At 65.5% G+C, this 19,035-nt stretch carries 17 protein-coding genes; 6 read left to right on the top strand and 11 right to left on the bottom strand.

Annotation, left to right across the window (positions count from 1 at the left end; genetic code table 11):
* Window positions 1–10: 10 nt before the first annotated feature.
* Complete coding sequence (locus tag JWS13_RS24130) at window positions 11–595, bottom strand: flavin reductase family protein (RefSeq protein WP_206011705.1); 585 nt, start codon at window positions 593–595, stop codon at window positions 11–13.
* Window positions 596–824: 229 nt separating this feature from the next.
* Here JWS13_RS24130 and JWS13_RS24135 point away from each other — a divergent pair, with 229 nt between their 5' ends.
* On the top strand, window positions 825–1,763 hold the full coding sequence (locus JWS13_RS24135; RefSeq protein ID WP_206007934.1) for an AraC family transcriptional regulator: 939 nt from the start codon (window positions 825–827) through the stop codon (window positions 1,761–1,763).
* Window positions 1,764–1,791: 28 nt separating this feature from the next.
* On the opposite strand, the gene JWS13_RS46200 is transcribed toward JWS13_RS24135, so the two are convergent.
* Window positions 1,792–2,274, bottom strand: a complete 483-nt coding sequence (locus tag JWS13_RS46200) for a flavin monoamine oxidase family protein (RefSeq protein WP_259375270.1) — start codon at window positions 2,272–2,274, stop codon at window positions 1,792–1,794.
* Window positions 2,271–3,146 (bottom strand): flavin monoamine oxidase family protein, encoded by an 876-nt coding sequence (locus JWS13_RS46205; protein WP_338050671.1) that lies wholly within the window; start codon window positions 3,144–3,146, stop codon window positions 2,271–2,273. The genes JWS13_RS46200 and JWS13_RS46205 overlap by 4 nt, the downstream gene beginning before the upstream one ends.
* Window positions 3,147–3,258: 112 nt before the next feature.
* Here JWS13_RS46205 and JWS13_RS24145 point away from each other — a divergent pair, with 112 nt between their 5' ends.
* The 5 genes from JWS13_RS24145 (at window position 3,259) to JWS13_RS24165 (ending at window position 7,676) form a co-directional block, all read left to right on the top strand.
* Window positions 3,259–3,897, top strand: coding sequence for a TetR/AcrR family transcriptional regulator (locus JWS13_RS24145; RefSeq protein ID WP_206007935.1), 639 nt, complete (start codon window positions 3,259–3,261; stop codon window positions 3,895–3,897).
* A 128-nt stretch (window positions 3,898–4,025) separates the two neighbouring features.
* Complete coding sequence (locus JWS13_RS24150) at window positions 4,026–5,387, top strand: flavin monoamine oxidase family protein (RefSeq protein WP_206007936.1); 1,362 nt, start codon at window positions 4,026–4,028, stop codon at window positions 5,385–5,387.
* Window positions 5,388–5,437: 50 nt separating this feature from the next.
* A complete protein-coding gene (locus JWS13_RS24155; RefSeq protein WP_206007937.1) occupies window positions 5,438–6,004 on the top strand; it encodes a peptide deformylase in 567 nt (188 codons plus the stop codon).
* A 64-nt stretch (window positions 6,005–6,068) separates the two neighbouring features.
* Window positions 6,069–6,743 (top strand): DUF1345 domain-containing protein, encoded by a 675-nt coding sequence (locus JWS13_RS24160; protein WP_241032276.1) that lies wholly within the window; start codon window positions 6,069–6,071, stop codon window positions 6,741–6,743.
* A gap of 144 nt (window positions 6,744–6,887) precedes the next feature.
* Window positions 6,888–7,676, top strand: a complete 789-nt coding sequence (locus JWS13_RS24165; protein WP_206007938.1) for an enoyl-CoA hydratase/isomerase family protein — start codon at window positions 6,888–6,890, stop codon at window positions 7,674–7,676.
* Between the two features lie 36 nt (window positions 7,677–7,712).
* Here JWS13_RS24165 and JWS13_RS24170 read toward each other — a convergent pair whose 3' ends face one another.
* The 8 genes from JWS13_RS24170 to JWS13_RS24205 form a co-directional block, all read right to left on the bottom strand.
* Window positions 7,713–10,976 carry a protein kinase domain-containing protein gene (locus JWS13_RS24170; RefSeq protein ID WP_206007939.1) on the bottom strand — a complete coding sequence of 1,088 codons (3,264 nt, stop codon included), beginning with the start codon at window positions 10,974–10,976 and terminating at the stop codon, window positions 7,713–7,715.
* A gap of 157 nt (window positions 10,977–11,133) precedes the next feature.
* On the bottom strand, window positions 11,134–12,111 hold the full coding sequence (locus tag JWS13_RS24175; protein ID WP_206007940.1) for an NAD(P)H-dependent flavin oxidoreductase: 978 nt from the start codon (window positions 12,109–12,111) through the stop codon (window positions 11,134–11,136).
* Window positions 12,089–13,489, bottom strand: coding sequence for an acetyl-CoA carboxylase biotin carboxylase subunit (locus JWS13_RS24180; protein WP_206007941.1), 1,401 nt, complete (start codon window positions 13,487–13,489; stop codon window positions 12,089–12,091). Before JWS13_RS24180 ends, JWS13_RS24175 begins: the two co-directional genes overlap by 23 nt.
* Window positions 13,489–13,716, bottom strand: coding sequence for a biotin/lipoyl-binding carrier protein (locus JWS13_RS24185; RefSeq protein ID WP_241032277.1), 228 nt, complete (start codon window positions 13,714–13,716; stop codon window positions 13,489–13,491). The genes JWS13_RS24180 and JWS13_RS24185 overlap by 1 nt, the downstream gene beginning before the upstream one ends.
* 23 nt (window positions 13,717–13,739) lie before the next feature.
* Window positions 13,740–15,311, bottom strand: a complete 1,572-nt coding sequence (locus JWS13_RS24190; protein WP_206007942.1) for an acyl-CoA carboxylase subunit beta — start codon at window positions 15,309–15,311, stop codon at window positions 13,740–13,742.
* Between the two features lie 5 nt (window positions 15,312–15,316).
* Window positions 15,317–16,927: an AMP-binding protein gene (locus JWS13_RS24195; protein ID WP_206007943.1), complete on the bottom strand. Its 1,611-nt coding sequence runs from the start codon at window positions 16,925–16,927 to the stop codon at window positions 15,317–15,319.
* Window positions 16,927–17,373, bottom strand: a complete 447-nt coding sequence (locus tag JWS13_RS24200) for a hypothetical protein (RefSeq protein ID WP_206007944.1) — start codon at window positions 17,371–17,373, stop codon at window positions 16,927–16,929. Before JWS13_RS24200 ends, JWS13_RS24195 begins: the two co-directional genes overlap by 1 nt.
* Window positions 17,370–19,013 carry a GMC oxidoreductase gene (locus JWS13_RS24205; RefSeq protein ID WP_206007945.1) on the bottom strand — a complete coding sequence of 548 codons (1,644 nt, stop codon included), beginning with the start codon at window positions 19,011–19,013 and terminating at the stop codon, window positions 17,370–17,372. Before JWS13_RS24205 ends, JWS13_RS24200 begins: the two co-directional genes overlap by 4 nt.
* Between the last annotated feature and the right edge of the window lie 22 nt (window positions 19,014–19,035).

Below are 19,035 nucleotides of genomic sequence, written 5' to 3' on the forward strand. Positions count from 1 at the left end.
CTGCGGATTTTCAGAGGCTGACGGTCGCTCGGGCGGATTGCCCGGGCAGGCGATGAAGAGGCGTGAAGGAGGTCGACGCGTCGAACCATCCGTTGTGCGGATCGTCCAGGCATCCCGCCCACGCACTTGCCGCATCGAGCATGCCGAGACGGTGAAACTTGCTGCGATAAAACAGCAACGGCTGTTGATCGGTAGTCGTGATGTCGACGATCTCGCCGATGAAGATGACGTGATCACCGCCGTCGTACTGCGCCCACGGGGTGCAGGAAATCGTGGCCGCCGATCCGCCGAGCAGCGGCGCGGTCGGACCGTCGGCCCACACCGGGCCCGGCACCTGCGGGCGTCCGGCGAAATGCATCGCGGTATCGACTTGAGCTTCACCGAGAATGTTCACGGCGAAGGGTTCGTCGCCGAGGTACTGGCACGCCTTCGATTTGCGGGTCAGCGTCACCTGGCACAGTGCCGGTTCGAGCGAGACCGACGTAAAAGCCGTTACCGTCGCACCGTGGGGTTCACCGTCCGCATTCCTGCATGTAATGACGGTGACTCCACTGGCGAACTGCCCGAAAATGTCACGTAGCTTGCGAGCGTCCATCGCGTGGCCCCTTCGCTTCTCGTCCTCCCGAGTCGACCTGACGTCGGGGTTGTGAAACCAAGGTATGACCACGGTCACAAGCCGTCGATCCACTCAGCGAAGGGGCTGTCCACACGACGCAACGTGAATTTCGGGGCATCGAGCCGCGGGCGGATCAGTGATATAAATCACCAAGAGCGCAAGATCTTGGCGTCCCCGTCGGACGCCTGGAGAGGTTGGGACGACTTTCGTGGATACCCCGGACAGCAGCCCCCGCTTCGAGGATTGGCATCACCTCCACGAAGCGGTGGCCGACGCATACTTCCCCCACACGCTCGAGCCCTTGACGGCCGGAGCCGCCGCGGAGGCGTCGATCGGCAGCATCGACCTGGGCGCGTGCCGCATCACTCACATGGCACTCGGCGCGGAGGTCGCCCTGAAGTCGGAGCATCCGGGTGCGTACGGCATCAACATCCCGGTCAGCGGTCGACTGGAGTCGGTGATCGAGCGCACCGAGGTGGCGTCCGAAGTCGGGCAGGCGACCGCGTGCCCCCCGGGTGTCCGCACTCTCATCCCGCACTGGAATCCGTCGTGTCGATTGATCGGATTCAAGATCGACGAACACTATCTGCAGCGCGAGATGGACCGGATCCTCGACCGACCGGGGCGCAGCCTCCCCCTGCAACTCGACCTTCGCGGGGACGCCGGCCAGAGTTGGCTGAAGTTCCTGCGGTCTACCTACGATCTGGTCGCGTCCGACGACGGCCTGCTGCACAACGACTTGATGCGCATCCAACTGTCCGCGGCCGTCACCACCGGGTTCGTTCTGGCCGCCGTGCCGGACGAGGACCCCGGCAGGAGCGCGTACCGGCCCCGCGTCGTGAAGCGGGTGATCGCAGCCATCCACGACGATCCTGCGCGGGCATGGACGCCCGGGGACATGGCCGACATTGCGGGGGTCAGCGTGAGGCGACTCCAACAGGCATTCCGGGAATACGTCGGCGTGACGCCCTTCGCGTATCTGCACGATGTCCGAATCGAACGAGCACACGCCGACCTCGCCGTATCCGGGCCGCCGACAACAGTTCTCGACGTCATACTTCGGTGGGGATTCACCCATCCGGGGCGCTTCGCGGCGGAGTACCGGCGCAAGTACGGCGTACCCCCGTCTCACACCCTCACGCGCTGAGAACTGAACAGCAGCAGCCGAACTCGTCTCACGAAGTTAGTTGTGCCAGCACTTCTGCCGCGGCTCGGTGGCCGGACCGGACTGCCCCGTCCATGTAGCCGTTCCAGGTGTCGGAGGTCTCCGCGCCCGCCCAGTGCAGACGCCCGACGGGATCGGAGAGGGCGGCGCCGTACTGCGTCCACACGCCGGCACCGAGTCGTCCGCCGTAGCAGCCGCGGGTGTATTCCTCGGCCATCCAGTCCTGTTCGAGGTAGTCCGTGGGTTCGCCGGCGGCAGGGCCGAAGAGCTTCGTCAGCGTCGCCACGGCCGAGGCCCGGCGCTCGGCGGGGGTCCGGAGCGCAGCGGTGCGGGCGTGGGCGCCTTCGAAGAAGCCGACGAGGACACCGCACGAGCCGTCGGCGGGCGAGTTGTCCAGGGTGATGCTCAGCTCGTCGTCCAAGTTGAAGGCGAACCCGTTGAGTCCCGCCTCCCGCCAGAACGGCGTCGGGTAGGCAATCTGAACCTTGATCACCGACCCATCGGGATCTGCTGGGTCAGCCCGTCGCGGGAACCGGGGAGCGCGGGCCGGTATCGGAGACGACCAGCCAACGTCGGGGGGATCGCCACGATTGCCTGTGCAGCGGTGACGGTTCCGCCGTCGAACTCGACGCCGACGCCGCTGTCGTCGTGGGTGATCGTGCGAACCGGACTGTTCAGCCGGATCACCTCATCTCCGAGCTCCGCGGCGAGCCGCTCCGAAATCTGATGTGTGCCACCGACAACACGTAACTCCTGGGCACCACCTGTGGTGCCGACGAGACTGTCGATCATGCCGCCGGACTTGATGTAGAAGAGAAAGTGAAGCAGGGACATCTCGGCCGGTTGAGCAGAGAACAGGGCGGGCACGACCGCCTCCCAGAATGCCAGCGCCTCGGGGTGGTCCGTGTTGGCGCGCAGCCATTCGTCCAGGGTCTTGCGGTCCAGATCGGCGGCGGCGGGCGATGCCCACGGTGACGACAGCGACACCGAGTCGGCGAGTGCCTCGAGTTCCTGCTGGAGCCGGCCGACCTCCACCGCTGCGCCATCGGAAAGACCGAACGTCTCGTCGGCGTACCTGGTGACCTTCCCCTTGTAGAGGGTGACCGCGTCGCCGTCGTCGTAGGTCGGGAAAGTGTCGAGCCCGAGTTCGCCGATCAACTTCAACACCTCGGTCTGGGTCCGGCCGATCCACTGACCACCCATCTCCACCGGGACGCCGTTGGCCAGGTGTCCGCCGAGGTTGCGCCCGGCCACCCGATCGCGTGCTTCCAGCACCGTCACGCTGCGTCCGGCGGCAGCCACAGCCCTCGCCGCCGTGAGTCCGGCGAGCCCGGCGCCGACTACGACAACATCGCAATCCGTCATCACAATTCCTCCAAAAGTCGGTCGGTTGTCCGACCGTAATCTAGATCACAGCATCTCGGTGTGCAAGAGTGGTGTCGAATCGGCGGGTGAGGCGACATCGAGGAGGAAAGCGGTGGCCTACGTCAAGGCGGCAGAGCGCGAGACACAGATCATCGCGGCGGCGATCAGGGAGTTCAGCGAGAGGGGCGTCCCCGGAACAACCCTTCGCGCCGTCGCCGGGCGGGCCGGCATCCCCCTCGGCACGCTGCACTACGTCTTCGCCAGCAAGGACCAGCTGCTTCGTGCAGTCATCACGACCGTCATCGGCGAGATCTCCGAGACGCTCCGCGCCGAACTCGAGGCAGACAAGGGCGTGGAACACGCGCTGCGCCACGGGGTGGGCAACTTCTGGAACAAACTGGTCACGAGCAGGGTCGGGCTGCAGATAATGCAGTACGAACTCATGACGTACTCACTTCGGAGCGATTCCGCCAGGGAGCTGGCCCAGCTGCAGTACGAGCGCTACGGCTCGCTCGTCACCGAGTTCTGCGAGCGGGCCGCGCAGGCAGCGGGAGAACGCTGCGCCATCGGCTTCGACACCCTCGGCCGCATGGCGCTGGCCCAGGTCGACGGGCTGATCCTGCAATACATCGCGAAGCCGGATCCCGACCGCGCTCGGCGCGATCTCGACCACGCGCTGAACATGCTCGTTCTCTACGCCGACCCCCAGCCGGTCGCGCGCACGAAGCCGCTGAAGGCGGATACCGCCTGAGGTTCGGATCCGGGACGCCATTGCGTTCGGGTGGACCTCACTCTATGTTGATTCGTACGGCTGTCCGACTTAGAAAATAGCGGGTCGCGGCCACGACACTGGATCATCGACAACCCGGAGTGAGACCAATGGTGCACAGCCCGAACGACAAGCCGGCAACCACCCTCGACACCAGCGTCGCCGTGGTCGGCGCCGGAATGTCGGGTCTGATTGCGGCCAGAGCGCTGCATCGACAGGGGATCGATGTGCTCGTTCTCGAGTCTGCGGACAGAACGGGTGGCCGGATGATGGCTGAAACCTCGGCGTTGGGCTCGCGGCTCGATCTGGGTGGGCAGTGGGTCGGCCACGGACACCACCGGTTCTCGGCGCTGGCCGCCGAACTCGGGGCCACCGTGTTTCCCATGCGCACACCGAAGCGGCCGATCGTCGTCGGCGACGCCCGCACCATCTCGGCCGTGAGTCCGTCGATGCTGACGGCCGCTGCCATTCTGCTGGCCTGGGAAATCCGGGCGAAGCGGGGAGCGCCGACGCGATGGAACTCGACGACCGTGCAGGAGTGGCTTCGCAAGGTCCCGACGGTCGAAGCCCGCCGCCTCCTCGAAGTGCTCGTCGAGGTGTCGACGACCGCAGACCTCGACCGCCTCTCGATGGATGCGCTGGCCAAAATGATTCACTACCAGGGCGGACTCTCCACGATGTTGTCGACGAACGGCGGCGCACAGGAAAGTCTGATCATCGAGGGTGCAGGAACCCTGACCGACAAAATTGCCGCCGAACTCGGACCGCGGGTCCTCACGAGCAGTCGAGTGACCTCCATCAGTCGCGACGACAAGGGCGTCGTCCTCCGTACCCCATCGACTCTCATCCGAGCGTCCAAGGCGATCGTGTCGGCGCCACCACCAGTGTCGGCCAAGATCGTCTTCGACCCTCCCCTTCCGGCCGGTCGGCGCCGCCTCGAGCAGGACATGTACATGGGATCGGTGTACAAAGCGGTCGCGGTCTACGCGCATCCGTTCTGGCGCGCTACCACGGATGCCGAATTCATGTTTCTCGATGGCCCCGGCTTCGCGGTCTTCGATACCTCCCCACCCGGCGGTCCGGGCCACATGTGTGTGCTGGTGGGCGGTCGAGATGCGCGCGAACTCGATCGACTCGACGAAGCCGGCCGCAGGCAGGCCGTCCTGGGCCCCCTCGCCGCTGCGGTCGGATCAGCCGAGATCCTGCAGCCGGCGAGCTGGCACGAAAAGTCGTGGCACCTCGACGAACACGCCTGCGGGGGATATTCGGCGCTCCCGTCCGCAGGCAGTACGGAGGGTATCTTCCCATTGCCTTCAGATCCGATCGACAACATTCACTGGGCCGGAACCGAGACGGCGAGCGAGCACGCCGGATACATCGAGGGAGCCATCGAATCAGGCGAGCGAGCCGCGCGCGAAGTCGCAGAAGCGTTTCGGCGCGATACCGCTGCACACCGCCGATCGCCGCGGTGAACGCAGCTGGTGATCCCGTCTCGGCCTGAGACTCCAGTACTCTACTTGGAGTGGCCATTCGACCGATCCTCATCGCCGGCGATTCCAGACTCACCACGCCGGCAGTCCCGGTAACCGTGTTCGACGACGAACTCCGCGCCTTCGTCGACGACCTCTACGAGACCAACACGGCAGCTCACGGAGCAGGTCTCGCAGCCAACCAGGTCGGCGATCCGAGAGCGATCTTCGTGTTCGACCTGATCGACGACGGGCGTCGGCACCGCGGTCATGTCGTCAACCCGACGCTCGAGACAGCTCCACTGCCGGAGACGATGCCTGATCCCGACGACCTCGAGGGATGCCTATCGGTTCCCGGCGAGCGCTATCCCACCGGCCGGGCCGAGTGGGCGCGGGTGACCGGCGTCGACAGCGCGGGTGAGCCCGTCTCGTTCGAAGGCCTCGGCTACCTCGCCCGCTGCCTGCAGCACGAAACGGATCACCTGGCCGGGCATCTGTACCTCGATCGCTTGATCGGCCGCAACCATCGCGCCGCCCGCAAGATGATCAAGAAGCGTGGCTGGTCCGAGCCGGGTAATTCCTGGATGCCCGGCGCAGATCGGAACCCATTCGGCTGGTGAACCACCGGGCAATCCACAAGACTGGGGATTCACCGTCAGATATGACGAACGGAGGGCCCGCGTCTTGCCCGCATCCGTCGAGAGGTGGCTCTCCGAGCGCCGCCGCTCCGGCTTCAGCGTGCTCGTGGCTGCCGTTGCGGCGATACTCCTCGGCCCAGTGGGACTGTCTTCGCTCGGTTTCGCCGATGCGAGCGTGATCGTGCCCCTGGTCTATCTCGTGACATATCTCGTGGTCACGGTCGCGGCGTTCTCCCTGGCACCGGACGCGATCGTGCAGCAATGGGCGGAACGGGAGAGCCGCGGGACCATACTGCAGCGCTATGTCCTGGGCACTGCTCCCGGCCCGGGGGTGTCCCTCTTCATGGCGGCGATCGCACTCGCGGTCGCGGTGGTGTGGCTGCCGGGCCGTGGCGGCGGCGCACTGCCGGACCCGCTCCGGATCGGCATCGCCGTCGTCCTGGTCGTCGTGTCCTGGACCTGTGTGCTGGTGTCGTTCGCGATCACGTTCTACGCGGACAACGTCGTCGAGCAGGGCCAGGGTCTGGGTTTCCCCGGCGGGTCGCCCAGGTGGGCAAGTTACGTCTACTTCGCCGTCTCGGTGATGACCACCTTCGGGACGACCGACGTCGACGTGACGTCCGATGCCATGCGCCGGACGGTCGCGGTGAACGCAGTGATCGCGTTCGTCTTCAACACGGTGACAGTCGCGACGGTCGTGTCCGTCCTCGCCGGCGCCTGAGTCACCCCGCTCGCGGAGCACCCGATGGTGCACTGTGCACTGACCTTCGGGCCGATGTGGTGAGTGTTTGCGTAGATCGCTCCCGGGCAGACGGCGCAGCATTGGGACGCTCGCCGCATCCGTGAAACGACAGGAATTCAGTCCATGCGTAGTTTCGAATTGATCGACGCCGTCGAACTCGTCGACGGGGTCCTGCAACTGACCGTCGCCAGCGCCGCCGCCGGCACCGCGATGGACGCAGTTCTGGTCAGCGCTTGCACCGAGGCCCTGCGCGCGCTTGGCACCGATGTCGGTGCCGTTCTCCTGACCGGGTCGGGCCCCAACTTCTGCGCGGGTGGCAACCTCCAGAACTTCTCCGAGTCCGACGATCGCGGCGCCTACCTCCACGAGATGGCCGACGGGTTACACGATTTCGTGCGCGCCCTCGCCGCGAGCCCCGTCCCCGTGGTCGCGGCCGTGCAGGGCTGGGCGGCCGGCGCAGGCATGAGCCTGGTGTGCTCGGCCGACATCGCGATCGGCGGCCCGTCGACGACCATGCGGTCCGCCTATCCCCGCGTCGGGCTCAGCCCCGACGGCGGCATCACCTGGTTGCTGCCCCGCATCGTCGGGGCCGGCCGCGCCCGGGAGATCCTGCTCACCGACACCGTGATCGGCGCCGAGGAGGCGGTCCGCCTCGGGCTGCTCAGCCGCACCGTCCCCGACGACGAAATCCGCAGCGAGGCCTTACGCGTCGCCCGCAGTTTCATCGACGGTCCCCGCGCCACCTACGCGTCGATGAGACGGCTACTGGCCCAGTCGCCCGACGCGCCCCTGCACGAGCAACTCGACGCCGAACGCGACGGGATCGCCGCCGCCGCGAACAGCAGGACGGGCAGGGAAGGCGTCGACGCCTTCGTCGCCAAGCGGAAGCCCGACTTCCGAAGCGTCAACTGAAACCTTCGAATCAGCTCGCGCACAACAAGGTAGAGGTCAGGTGGATTGCCGCTCCTCCACGACCCAGGCCGCGACCTGGGCTCGCGAGTTGAATCCGAGTTTGGTGAGTATGTGTTCGACATGTCCCTGCGCGGTGCGCTGTGAGATCACGAGCCGGGCGGCGATGGCCTTGTTGGTCAGCCCCTCGGCGATCAGCTCGGCGACCTGTCGTTCACGTTTCGTCAGTTTCACCGATCCAGAGGGTGTGGACTCTTTCTGGGGTCGTTCACCGAGTGCGTACGAGACGGCGGAGTCGAGATCCATCTTCCGGCCTTGATGCTGTGCGTCCTGGTAGTCCTTTTCGGTGAGCATTCGGCGGACTGACCGTTCGCACTCGTCGTGATGTACGAGCAGGTCGGGGACGAAGACCGAAGTGCTTCCCACTGCGTGACCGATGGCTTCGGCGGCTCCCATCAAAATGGCGGCGCGCTTGGGATCGGTGCCGCCGGCGATCCACGCGAGAGCTTCGAGGCCGTTCGCGCAATTGACCGGATCGTCGACGAGGCGGCTGAGCCGCAGCCCCTCCTCGAGCAATTCGGTTGCACGACGCCGTTCGCCCTGCCGCCACTGCGCAACCGCCATGACCCACAGGACGTAGGCCCGATACACGGATTCGCCCTGACGATCGGTGATCGAGAGGGCTTCCTCGTAGCATTCGACCGCCCGGCGGGGATCGTCGTCGAGTAGCTCGTAGGTCAGACCGAGCAACGTGAGCGCCTCGACGTGTATGACGAGCTCGCGCCTCGCTTCTCGAAGCACGGTCAGTGCACGCTCGAAACCGGAGCACGCGCGCACGAGATCACCGTTGAAAAGTCCGAAGATGCCGTCCGCGTGGTCGACGACGGCGTGCGCGACGGGATCGGGGACGTGGTCGGCCAGGGCATGCGCCTGCTCGACGAGGGCAGCGCCTTGCTGATGGTCCCGTTGCTGTTCGGCGATCAGGCAGTCAGCGTAGAGCGCTTTGGCCGTCACGATCGTCGGCGGCAAATTCGGTGACGAGAGGAATCGGTCGAGCCATCGCCGTGTCTCGCTGAGCAGACCGCGGGTACCCCAGTGCAGGCACGCCGCAGTTGCGATCTGCAAGCCTTCCTCGACGTCGCCCTCGGCGAGGCAGAACTCCATGGCATCCCGCAAGTTCGACTGTTCGCGGTTGAAGCGGGCGAGCCATTCGATTTGTCGGGGGCCGATGAACTCGGCTTCAGCGGTGCGGGCCAACTGGCGATACCAATCCCGGTGCCGCCTACGCAGGTCCGAATAGTTGCCGGTCTGCTGAGCCTTCTCGCGACCGTAGTCGCGGAGAGTCTCGAGCAGCCGGTATCGCACCGTCACGCCCTGGTCCTCCCGGGTCAGGATCGACTTGTCGACGAGCGATGCCACCGCGTCCAGGAGGTCCGGTGCGTCGGCGCCTTCTCCGCATACCTGTTCTGCCGCATCCAGTTCGAAACTACCCGCGAATACCGACAGCTGTTCCCATGCCCGCTGCTCCCGCGTGGTGCAGAGTTCGTAGCTCCAATCGAGACACAACCTCAGCGTCTGCTGGCGCGAGGGTGCACCGCGGCTTCCGCGCGTCAGAAGCGCGTAGCGGTCGCTCAGGCGTTGCAGAATCTGCTCGGGTGACATCGCCCGTAACCGTGCCGCCGCCAGCTCGATCGGTAGCGGCAACCCGTCCAGCCGGCGGCAGATTCGGGTCACCGCGGTCTTGTTGGTCTCGGTCAGGGCAAAGGCCGGGACCGCGGCGGTGGCGCGTTCGGTGAACAGCGACACGGCGTCGTAGCGGGGAAGACCCTGGAGTGACGGCTCGCGATCCGGGTCGGGGACCGTCAGCGGTGGAACGCGCAACGCCACTTCCCCGCCGATTGTCAAGGGTTCCCGGCTGGTCGCGAGGACGCGCAGGCCCGGGCTCTGCTGCAACAGTGTCGTCGCGAGGTCTGCCACGGCATCGACGACTTGTTCGCAATTGTCCAGTATCAGCAGAAGTTCCCGCGACGAGAGGAAGTCCAGCAGGACTTCACGAAGAGACCGAGCCGTCTGGTCCCGCAATCCGAGGGCGGTGGCCACGACGTCGATCACCAGAGACGGGTCGCGTACCTCGCCGAGTTCGACAAGCCAAGCCCCGTCGGCGAATTCGCGCTGCATTGCTGTCGCGACCCGTATCGCCAGACGGGTCTTCCCGACTCCGCCTATTCCGGTCAACGTCAGCAGCCGCGACGATGCCAGTAGACTTCTCGCCTCGGTGAGTTCGTGCCTGCGTCCCACGAAGCTGGTCAATTCGAGAGGCAGATTTCCCGTCCGGTGGGCGGAGGGACCGAGGGATGTTCGCCGTCGAGTGTCCGGCGGGTCCGGGGCGGGGGTGTCCGGTGACGTGTGCAGAGCCATCACGTCGGCGGGCAGGCCACGGCGGAGTTGGACGTCGCGCAGACTCTCACCGAATGCGGCGGCAGAGGACGGACGGTCCTCCGGTCGGCCGGCCATCGCCTGCTCGATCACGGTGGTGATGTCGTCCGCGATTCCCTGCTCCCGAAGATCCGGTGCCGGTTCGGTGGTGATGCGGACGAACTGGGCCACCAACTGTTCGCCGCTGCGCCGCTCGAACGCTGCGTGCCCGGTGACCGCACAGAACAGGGTGGCACCCAACCCGTAGATATCCGAGGCCGGGCTCGCGGACGCGCCGCCGAGGACCTCGGGCGCGGTGAACGCGGGCGAACCCGTGACGACGCCCGTGGCGGTTTCGAAGCCCCCGGACATGTGGGCGATCCCGAAGTCCGTGAGTGCCGGCTCGCCGTATTCGGTGAGGAGGACGTTTGCGGGTTTCACGTCACGGTGGACGATGCCGTGCCGGTGTGCGGTCTCGAGTGCACCGGCGAGTTTGACCCCGAGGTGCAGCACCTCGTCCACCGAGAGTGGGCCGTGCCGTCGGATACGAGTGTCCAGGGAGCCTTGGGGGTGGTACGGCATCACGAGAAACGGATCGCCGCTTCCGGTGACGCCGACTTCGAGCACAGTCACGATGTTCGGATGGCCGGTCAGACGACCCATCGCGCGCTGTTCGCGGAAGAACCGTTCCCGGTTCTCCTCCGCGAGATCCGTGGTCAGAACCTTGACGGCGACGGTCCGGTCGAGCGTCGCCTGCGTGCACCGGTAGACGACACCGAACCCTCCGCGCCCGATCTCCTGGGCGTCGTCGAATCCGTCCGCACTCAACTGCGCGGTGGCCGTCGGGTTCACATCGCGTCGGGTCTCGAACGGATCGTCATCGGCCACGGCTAAGCCGATTCATCCGAGCCGTTTCGCTGGTTCAGCACCACTTACCTCCCGAGAACGTCTCCTCAGGATATCGCCGACGAGCGGTACCGGCGGGGGCGTTCGTCGAGGCGTAAGAATCCAGACCAGTTGGTTCAATTCGTACGGGTCGGGAGCGCTACGTCACGTGCGCCGGCAATTGCTTGGTGATCAGACGTTCCGCATCCGAGATGATGGTGCCCACGATCTCCTCGCAACTTGCGACGTCGTCGATCAGGCCCTGGGCGAGGCTCGCCCACCACAACCCACCGTCGACGTCACCCTTCGCCAGGGCCTCGGTGCGACCGCGCTGCCCCGACGCCAGGTGTGCGATGTCCGCGAACGTGGCATCGGGGCGGCGGGAGATCTCGACGATTTCCTCGGAGACCGCGTTACGGGCAACCCTGGCCGAGTTTCGGAACTCACGAAAGATGATCTGCGTCGAACGCTCGTCGTTGGCGACGATCTGTTGTTTGATGTTGTCGTGGATCGGCGCCTCGGAGGACGCCATGAAACGTGTCCCCATGTTGACAGCCGAGGCCCCCAGCGCCAGCGCGGCCACGAGTCCGGCACCGGTCGCGATGCCTCCCGAGGCGATGATCGGAATGCGCAGCCTACGAGCGGCCGCGGGAATGAGCACCAATCCGGGGACGTCTTCCTCACCCGGATGACCTGCGCACTCGAACCCGTCGATGCTGACCGCGTCGACGCCGAGGCTTTCCGCCTTCACGGCATGCCGGACCGCGACCGCTTTGTGGATGACCTTGATGCCCGCGGCCTTGAAGGACGGGAGGTGCGGTGCCGGGTTGCTGCCGGCGGTCTCGACGATCTTCACTCCCCCGTCGATGATCGCCTGACGGTAGTCCTCGTACGGAACGGGGTTGATCGTCGGGAGGATGGTCAGGTTGACGCCGAACGGTTTGTCGGTGAGTTCACGTGTGCGTGCGATCTCGGCGGCGAGCGCGTCCGGTGACGGTTGGGTGAGCGCGGTGAGGAACCCGAGTGCACCCGCGTTGGCGACGGCGGCGATGAGTTCGGCCGTACCGACGCCCGTCATTCCGCCACAGACGATGGGATGTTCGATGCCGAATGTCTCAGTGAATGGAGTGTTGAACATGTGGGGCGTCTCCGCTCTTTTGCGTCGATTGCAAGGTTTTGAGCCATTCCCTGTCGGCTACGAGATCGCTGCAGGTCTCGCCGTCCCGCCACTGCGCCGTTTCGAGCAGGGCACGATGGAATGGAATCAGCGTCTTCACGCCCTGGATGGCGAAGTCGTCCAGCGCGGCAAGCATTCGCTCGGTCGCCTCGGCGCGATCTTCGCCCCACACGATCACCTTCGCGATCATCGGATCGTAGTACCGCTCAACGGCACTGCCCTCGGTCACACCGCTGTCGACCCGGATGTGCCGACCGGCCGGCTCATGGTACGTCGTGAGCGAACCCGGATTCGGAATGAACCCCCGGGAGGCATCTTCGGCGTTGATGCGGCACTCGATGGCGTGACCGGTCAGCCTCACGCCGTCCTGGCTGAGACGCAACGGCTCCCCTGCCGCGATGCGAACCTGTTCCTCGATCAGATCTGTGCCCGTGACCATCTCGGTGACACCGTGCTCGACCTGAATTCGGGTATTCATCTCGAGGAAGAAGTACTCGTCACCTGCCAGCAGGCCTTCCACGGTTCCTGCGGACGAGTAGCCGACCGCCTTCGCGGCTTGCACCGCGATGTCGCCGATCCGCTGTCGCATCTCGGGACTCACTGCGGGCGCGGGTGATTCCTCCACGAGCTTCTGATGCCTACGTTGCACCGAGCAGTCACGTTCGAAAAGGTGAACGACATTCCCGTGAAGGTCGGCCAGAACCTGAATCTCGATGTGACGGGGATTCTCCAGGTACCGCTCGAGGTACACGGTCGCGTTTCCGAAGAACCGTTCGCCTTCCCCTTTCGCCCCGTCGAATGCCTGCGCCAGATCTTCGGGCCGGAGTGCGACTCGGAAGCCCTTTCCACCACCGCCGCCTGCGGCCTTGACCGCAACCGGATAGCCGATCTCGACGGCCACTTCCCGGGCGCGCTCGAGCGTGCGGACTTCCTCGGTCGTGCCCGGCACGATCGGCACACCGGCGTCCGACATCACCTGGCGTGCGGCGATCTTCGATCCCATCTTGTCGATGGCGTCGGCGGAGGGGCCGATGAAAACGAGACCGGCCTTCTCCACCGCCCGGGCGAAATCGGCTGATTCCGAGAGGAACCCGTATCCCGGGTGAATCGCTCCGGCACCGGTAGCCTTCGCCGCTTCGATGATCACATCTCCGCACAGGTAACTCTGGTTCGCGGGGGCGGGCCCGATGTTGACCGCCTCGTCGGCCACCGACACGTGCAGGGCGCCGGCATCCGCGTCGGAGTAGACGGCAACGGTCTTGATGCCCATGCGGGAAAGTGTGCGGAAGACCCGCACGGCAATCTCGCCGCGGTTCGCGACCAGCACTTTGTCGAACATCAGCCCACCTGACTCTCGGCGATCTCGACGAGAAGCTGTCCCGCTTCGATCGCGTCTCCCTCTGCGACAGAGAGACTTTCGATGATTCCGGGGCCCTCTGCCTCGACCGGAATCTCCATCTTCATGGATTCGAGGATCATGATGCAATCGCCGGCGGCGACGCTGTCACCCACGGCCATCTCGATCTTCCACACGGAAGCGGACATTTCGGCGTTGATCTGGTTCACGGCATTTTCCTGTTCTCTGACGTCTACGGACGAATCGTCCACTGGCGGCGTTGCGGCCCGCGCTTGGATTCGAGGAGGCCGCGGGACGCCTCGACGAACGCACACACGATTTCGCGCGTTTCCCGCGGATCGATCATGTTCTCGACGCCGAATGCTTCGACTGTGGCCCACGGGTCCGACAGTGCGTACATCTTGTCTTCGACGATCCTGCGGTACTCTTCGGGATTCTCCGCCGCGGCGATCTCACGGGAGTACGCGGCTTCGACACCGCCTTCCACCGGAAGGTCACCCCACTCGGCGCTCGGCCAAGCCAATCGGAGACAGAGCCCGTCGGTCTGCGCGGTCGCCGACACCGCCATTCCGTACGCCTTGCGCACCTGAATCGTGACGACCGGGACCTCGGCTTCGACCAGCGACTGGATCGCTCGCATGCCCCAGCGGACCACACTGCCGCGTTCAGCGTCGGGTCCGACCATGAACCCCGGCACGTCGACGAAGTAGATGACGGGGAGGTGGAAGGTCGAGCAGATGTCCACGAAACGGATCTGCTTCTCCGCTGCCGCAGCATCCAGGGCACCGCCCAGGTGCATCGGATTGCTCGAGATGATGCCGACGGGGGTACCGTCCATCCGCGCGTACCCGGTGACGATGCCCTTGCCCCAGCCTCCGCCGACCTCGAAGAATGATTCCCGGTCGACGATGGCCTCGATCATTTTCTGCGCCTTGTACGGCCGCCGCCGGTTCTCCGGGATGATCGTCAGCAGTTCGTCGGCGCGTCGGGTGACCGGATCGGAGCGGTCTCCGCGGGGAGGCAGTTCCCAGACGTTCTGCGGCATGTAGCTCAGGAATTTCTGCATCTGCGCAATGGCGTCGGCTTCGTCCTCGGCGAGGTTGTCGATACCACCGGAGATGCCGGTGTGCACGGCCGACCCGCCCAGCTCGGACTTGCTGAGGTCCTTGCCGAGTGCGCGTTTCACCAGCGGGGGACCGCCTGCGAACATCGCCGAGTCGCGGGTCATGACGCTGAAGTGACTCAGCACGGTACGTCCTGCGGTGCCTCCCGCCGACGTGCCGCTGACCATGGTCATCACCGGCACCTCGGCCAGCAGTTCGAAGGATCTCCGCCAGCTCAGGGAGGACACCAGGTACGAGTGCCCCTTGTCGGCCTGCGCGGCGATGTCACCGCCGATGCCCTCCATGAACAACACCAGCGGAATCCGGAGTTCGTGTGCGAGGTCCTCGACGAAGCCGCCCATTCCGCCTTTCATGCGGTCGAGGTACGTCTGGGGAGCGCCGGCTCGAACCGTGAAGTCCTCACCACCCAGCGACACCGTACGGCCGCCGAATTGCGCCAGCCCACAGACATAGCTGGACGGGATCTTTCCCACCACTTCTCCGGTCGCCGAGTGCTCCTCGAATGCCGTGTACTCGCCGACTTCGTAGAACTCGGTGGCAGCATGCTCGATCCGCTCCCGGATCGTGAGGCGGCCCTGCTCGTGTTGCCGATCGATTCGACGCTTGCCGCCCAGCTCGCGCGACAATTCGCGGCGACGCTTCAGCTCGGCCAGCGCTCCCTCCCAGTTGAATCCGCTCATGTCGGTCACTTCCCGCCTGTTGTGGCTGGACTCTGGCCCAGCCTGTCGAATATTCCGACCCCGCTGACAGCCGTGGAGAGGCGATGCTTTTGGATCACGCCGGTCCCCGGGCTGCGCACGAACACGGTTGCGTCGACCTGTTCGACGAATCGCGGTACCGCGTATCGCGGCAGCCGCTGTTCGCAGTGGTCGAAGAAGCCCGACACGTCGAATGCCGCGCCGTCCTCACATGCGACGAGCGCCTTGATCTCGTCTTCTCCACCCAACTGGTCCACGACACCGATCGCGGCGACATCGGCAACACCGGGTGCCTGCCGAAGGACGGCTTCCAGTTCGTAGGCCGAGATGTTCTCGCCGCGTCGGCGGAGCGAGTCGGTCATCCTGCCCTTGAAGAACAGGTAGCCGTCCTCGTCGAGGAATCCCAGGTCGCCGGTGTGGTGCCACAGGTTTCGCCATGCCTTCACCGTCGCGTCCGGCCGTCGCCAATAGCCCGACAACGTCATGTTGGGAAACAGCGGACGATGGCAGATCTCCCCTGTCTCACCGGGAGGCAATCGACGGCCGTCCGGTGCGAGAATCGTCACCTCGAACGCATCGCACGCGACGCCCGCGCTGCCGCGCCGGTGAACGTCGAGGGTCTCGTGCGTGACGCCGTCGGCCTCGGTCTGGCCGTACATGCTGAGCACGGGAATCCCCAGGCGATCTTCGTAGAACTCGTAGACCTCCGGCGGTATCGGCGCTCCGAAGACCCGCGTCAACGGGATCTCCTCGAGCGGCGGGGGCTCGACCGTCGCCACCGCGGCCAGCATCGCGCCGACCGCGATCGTCCAATTGCACCCGTACGACCGGACGTCGGGCCAGAACTTACGCACGCTGAACCTGGGTGGGATGAACAGCGCTGCTTCGGATTCCACGACGGCGGGGAACACGATATGCGCGTCGACGTGGAAGAAGGGCAACGCGAAGTACCCGATGTCGCCGGCGTTCAATCCGGTCATCCGGCGGATGCTCTGCGCGTGGTTGGCGAAGTAGCCCAGCGGCAGCATCACTCCCTTCGACGGACCCGTCGTGCCCGACGTGTACAGAATGGTGGCCAGCAGGTCGCCGGGCAGACTCGCCTCGACACGATCGAGTTCCGCGCGATCGACACTGTCAGCCGGTGTAAGCGGATCGGTGGCTTCATGAATCGGTACACCGGTCGAGTGCGCGGCGACCTCGTCCCGAAACTCCTCGTCGGTGAGGATGAGCATCGGATCACTGTCGGTCAGGACGTGGTGGAGCATCGAGCCCTTCAGCTCGAAGTTCACCGATACTTCGACCGCCCCGATCCAGTACAACCCGTATTGCCAGGTCAAGCGGTGCACAGAGTTGCGGCCGACAATCGCGACTCGATCACCTGCGCGCACTCCGAACCGGGTGAGCAGGTCCGATGCACACTGCCGAGCCCGCGCTGCGAACTCCGCCACGGTGACCGTGCCGTCCGCCGTGATCAGCAGTGCGGCGGATGGCGAGACTGTCTCGGACCGCGTGAGTACTTCGACCGGGCTGCGACGGAGGTAGTCGACCGCCGGGCCCGGGTGGCCGGCCGCATGAGCCGGGTGATGACCGGTGCCCATCAACGGTCCCTTCCAGGAGTCGGGACGTACGTTGCGCCGCGCGCGATGACCGGGGCCAGCAACTCGTCGGTGACAAGTTGATCCGGGTCCGCATTCGCCACCGGAACTCGATCCTGTCCCGGGTATCCGATTGCGGTTCTGACGTCTCTCGACATGTAGTACGTACACAGGAGCAGCATGAATGCGCCCTCGACGACGTCCTGCGGCCATGTTGCCACGGTCTCGACCGTCACCTCCGGCGCCTGAGACGCCAGCACTGCGATCTCTCGGAATGCCGACGCCAGTTCATCGTTCGCGGCCAGACCGCGACCGAGCAGCGGAACGTAGTCGGGGAGCTCGGTCATCCGCGGCGATCGGGCCGTGCCGGGAAACCACAAGTCGGCGAGCCGGTCGGCACCTGAGCGTTCCTGATCGGTGAATGGTGATGTCGTCAATGGTGTCGTCATAGCGGAATCCTTTGCTCGGCTGCGTTCTCGACCAGATGCTCGGCTCCGCGCAGCGCGAAGGCGGCGATCGTCGAAGTCGGGTTCACGGCCGATGACGTCGCGAACACGCTGCCGTCGAAGATGTACAGATTGGGAACGTCATGGGACTGTCCGTACCCGTTCACCACTGACGTCGCCGGGTCGTCGCCGCACCGCGCGGTGCCGAGCAGATGCCAGCCCACCTCCGGCATGTAATCGACGCGGTGGGTGAAGACCGCACCCGATTCGAGGTGGACCTCGGTCAGCCGGTCGATATGCCAATCCAGCGCACGAGCGCTCTCCTCGGACATCTTGTAGCGAAGCTTCGGCGCAGGTATGCCGTCGCTGTCGACGAGGTCCGGGTCGAGTGTCACGGTGTTGTCGAATTCGGGAAGGTCCTCGATCTGTGCCACCCACTCGAACGCCCGGCCGGTGAACCGTTCGGCGAACTCCTGACCCGTCATACCGCTGCGTTCCGACAACGGCAGGCTGTAGATGCGCTGGATCAGCTCGGCCGGCCCAGGAATACCCGCGATCGTCCACTTGGAGCCACGCCGGAACCCGCGGGTGGTGTCGGTCTCGGCGAACTGCATCGACCAGATCGGCTGGCCGATCGGCCCCAGCCAGCTCTGCAGGTCGTCCTCGTAGCAGCCGAGCACCGTCGCGGTCGGATGCATCATCAGGTTGTGCCCGACGTAGCCCGACGAATTCGCCAGCCCATCGGGGAAGCGCGACGACGTGGAGAGCTGCAGCAGTCGGGGTGTCCCGACACCGTTCGCGCAGACGACGACCAGTGGCGCCGACGTGTGGTGCTCTGCACCGTCTCGATCGATCCACGTCGCCCCCGTGGCCAGGCCCTGCTGTGACACCGTGATCTCACGGACCCGCGCCCCGGTGGTCAATTGCACCCCGGCCGCAAGTGCGGCAGGCCACATCGAGACGTCGAACGACGACTTGGCGCCCTCGGGGCACCCGGCCACACACGTCGCCCACCGCGAACACGCAGGTCGGCTACCGTCGGCCTGCGACAAGATCGCATGTGTACCGGGCCACCACTGATATCCGAGCTTGTTCATGCCCCGGGCCGCGATCCGGCCGATTCGGCCGATCGGCAGTGCGGGTTGTGGCGGCGCCGCGCCCGGTGGATACGCCGTATTGCCCCCGAGACCCGATACGCCGAGCATCTCATCGATCATCTCGTAGTACGGCTGCAAATCCTCGTAGGTGAGAGGCCAGTCCCCGGCCACACCATCCAGGGATTTCACGCGGAAGTCCGAGGGGATCATTCGGGGCCATTCGGCACCGAACATGACCGTACTACCACCGACTCCGTTGAACATGAAGGTATGAATGTCGGAATCGCTGTCGTTGACCGGATAGTCGCTGGGCCCGCGCCGGACGTTCGGATTCGGGTTCCAGGGGCCGGCCTGGATGAGCTCGCGCTCGAGCTTGGTGCTGGGATAGTCGGCCACATTGGGCCAGTCGCCCTGTTCCAATACTCGGACGCGATAGCCACTTTCTGCCATAACGCGCGCGGCGACTACTCCCGAGGGACCGGCACCGATGACCAGCGCGTCCAGATCGTCGGGTGCCTGATGACGAGCCGAGGCAGAGTTACTCATATCAATGTCTTCTCCGGTGTAG

Origin of the sequence: Rhodococcus pseudokoreensis, from assembly GCF_017068395.1 — a bacterium.
In the GTDB taxonomy this organism is placed as follows: Bacteria; Actinomycetota; Actinomycetes; order Mycobacteriales; family Mycobacteriaceae; genus Rhodococcus_F; species Rhodococcus_F pseudokoreensis.

Coding starts and splice junctions, on each gene's coding strand:
- JWS13_RS24130 (WP_206011705.1), bottom strand. CDS start 595: ATGGACGCTCGCAAGCTACGTGACATTTTCGGGCAGTTCGCCAGTGGA.
- JWS13_RS24165 (WP_206007938.1), top strand. CDS start 6,888: ATGCGTAGTTTCGAATTGATCGACGCCGTCGAACTCGTCGACGGGGTC.
- JWS13_RS24150 (WP_206007936.1), top strand. CDS start 4,026: ATGGTGCACAGCCCGAACGACAAGCCGGCAACCACCCTCGACACCAGC.
- JWS13_RS24200 (WP_206007944.1), bottom strand. CDS start 17,373: ATGACGACACCATTGACGACATCACCATTCACCGATCAGGAACGCTCA.
- JWS13_RS24180 (WP_206007941.1), bottom strand. CDS start 13,489: ATGTTCGACAAAGTGCTGGTCGCGAACCGCGGCGAGATTGCCGTGCGG.
- JWS13_RS46205 (WP_338050671.1), bottom strand. CDS start 3,146: ATGACGGATTGCGATGTTGTCGTAGTCGGCGCCGGGCTCGCCGGACTC.
- JWS13_RS24175 (WP_206007940.1), bottom strand. CDS start 12,111: ATGTTCAACACTCCATTCACTGAGACATTCGGCATCGAACATCCCATC.
- JWS13_RS24190 (WP_206007942.1), bottom strand. CDS start 15,311: ATGAGCGGATTCAACTGGGAGGGAGCGCTGGCCGAGCTGAAGCGTCGC.
- JWS13_RS24195 (WP_206007943.1), bottom strand. CDS start 16,927: ATGGGCACCGGTCATCACCCGGCTCATGCGGCCGGCCACCCGGGCCCG.
- JWS13_RS24205 (WP_206007945.1), bottom strand. CDS start 19,013: ATGAGTAACTCTGCCTCGGCTCGTCATCAGGCACCCGACGATCTGGAC.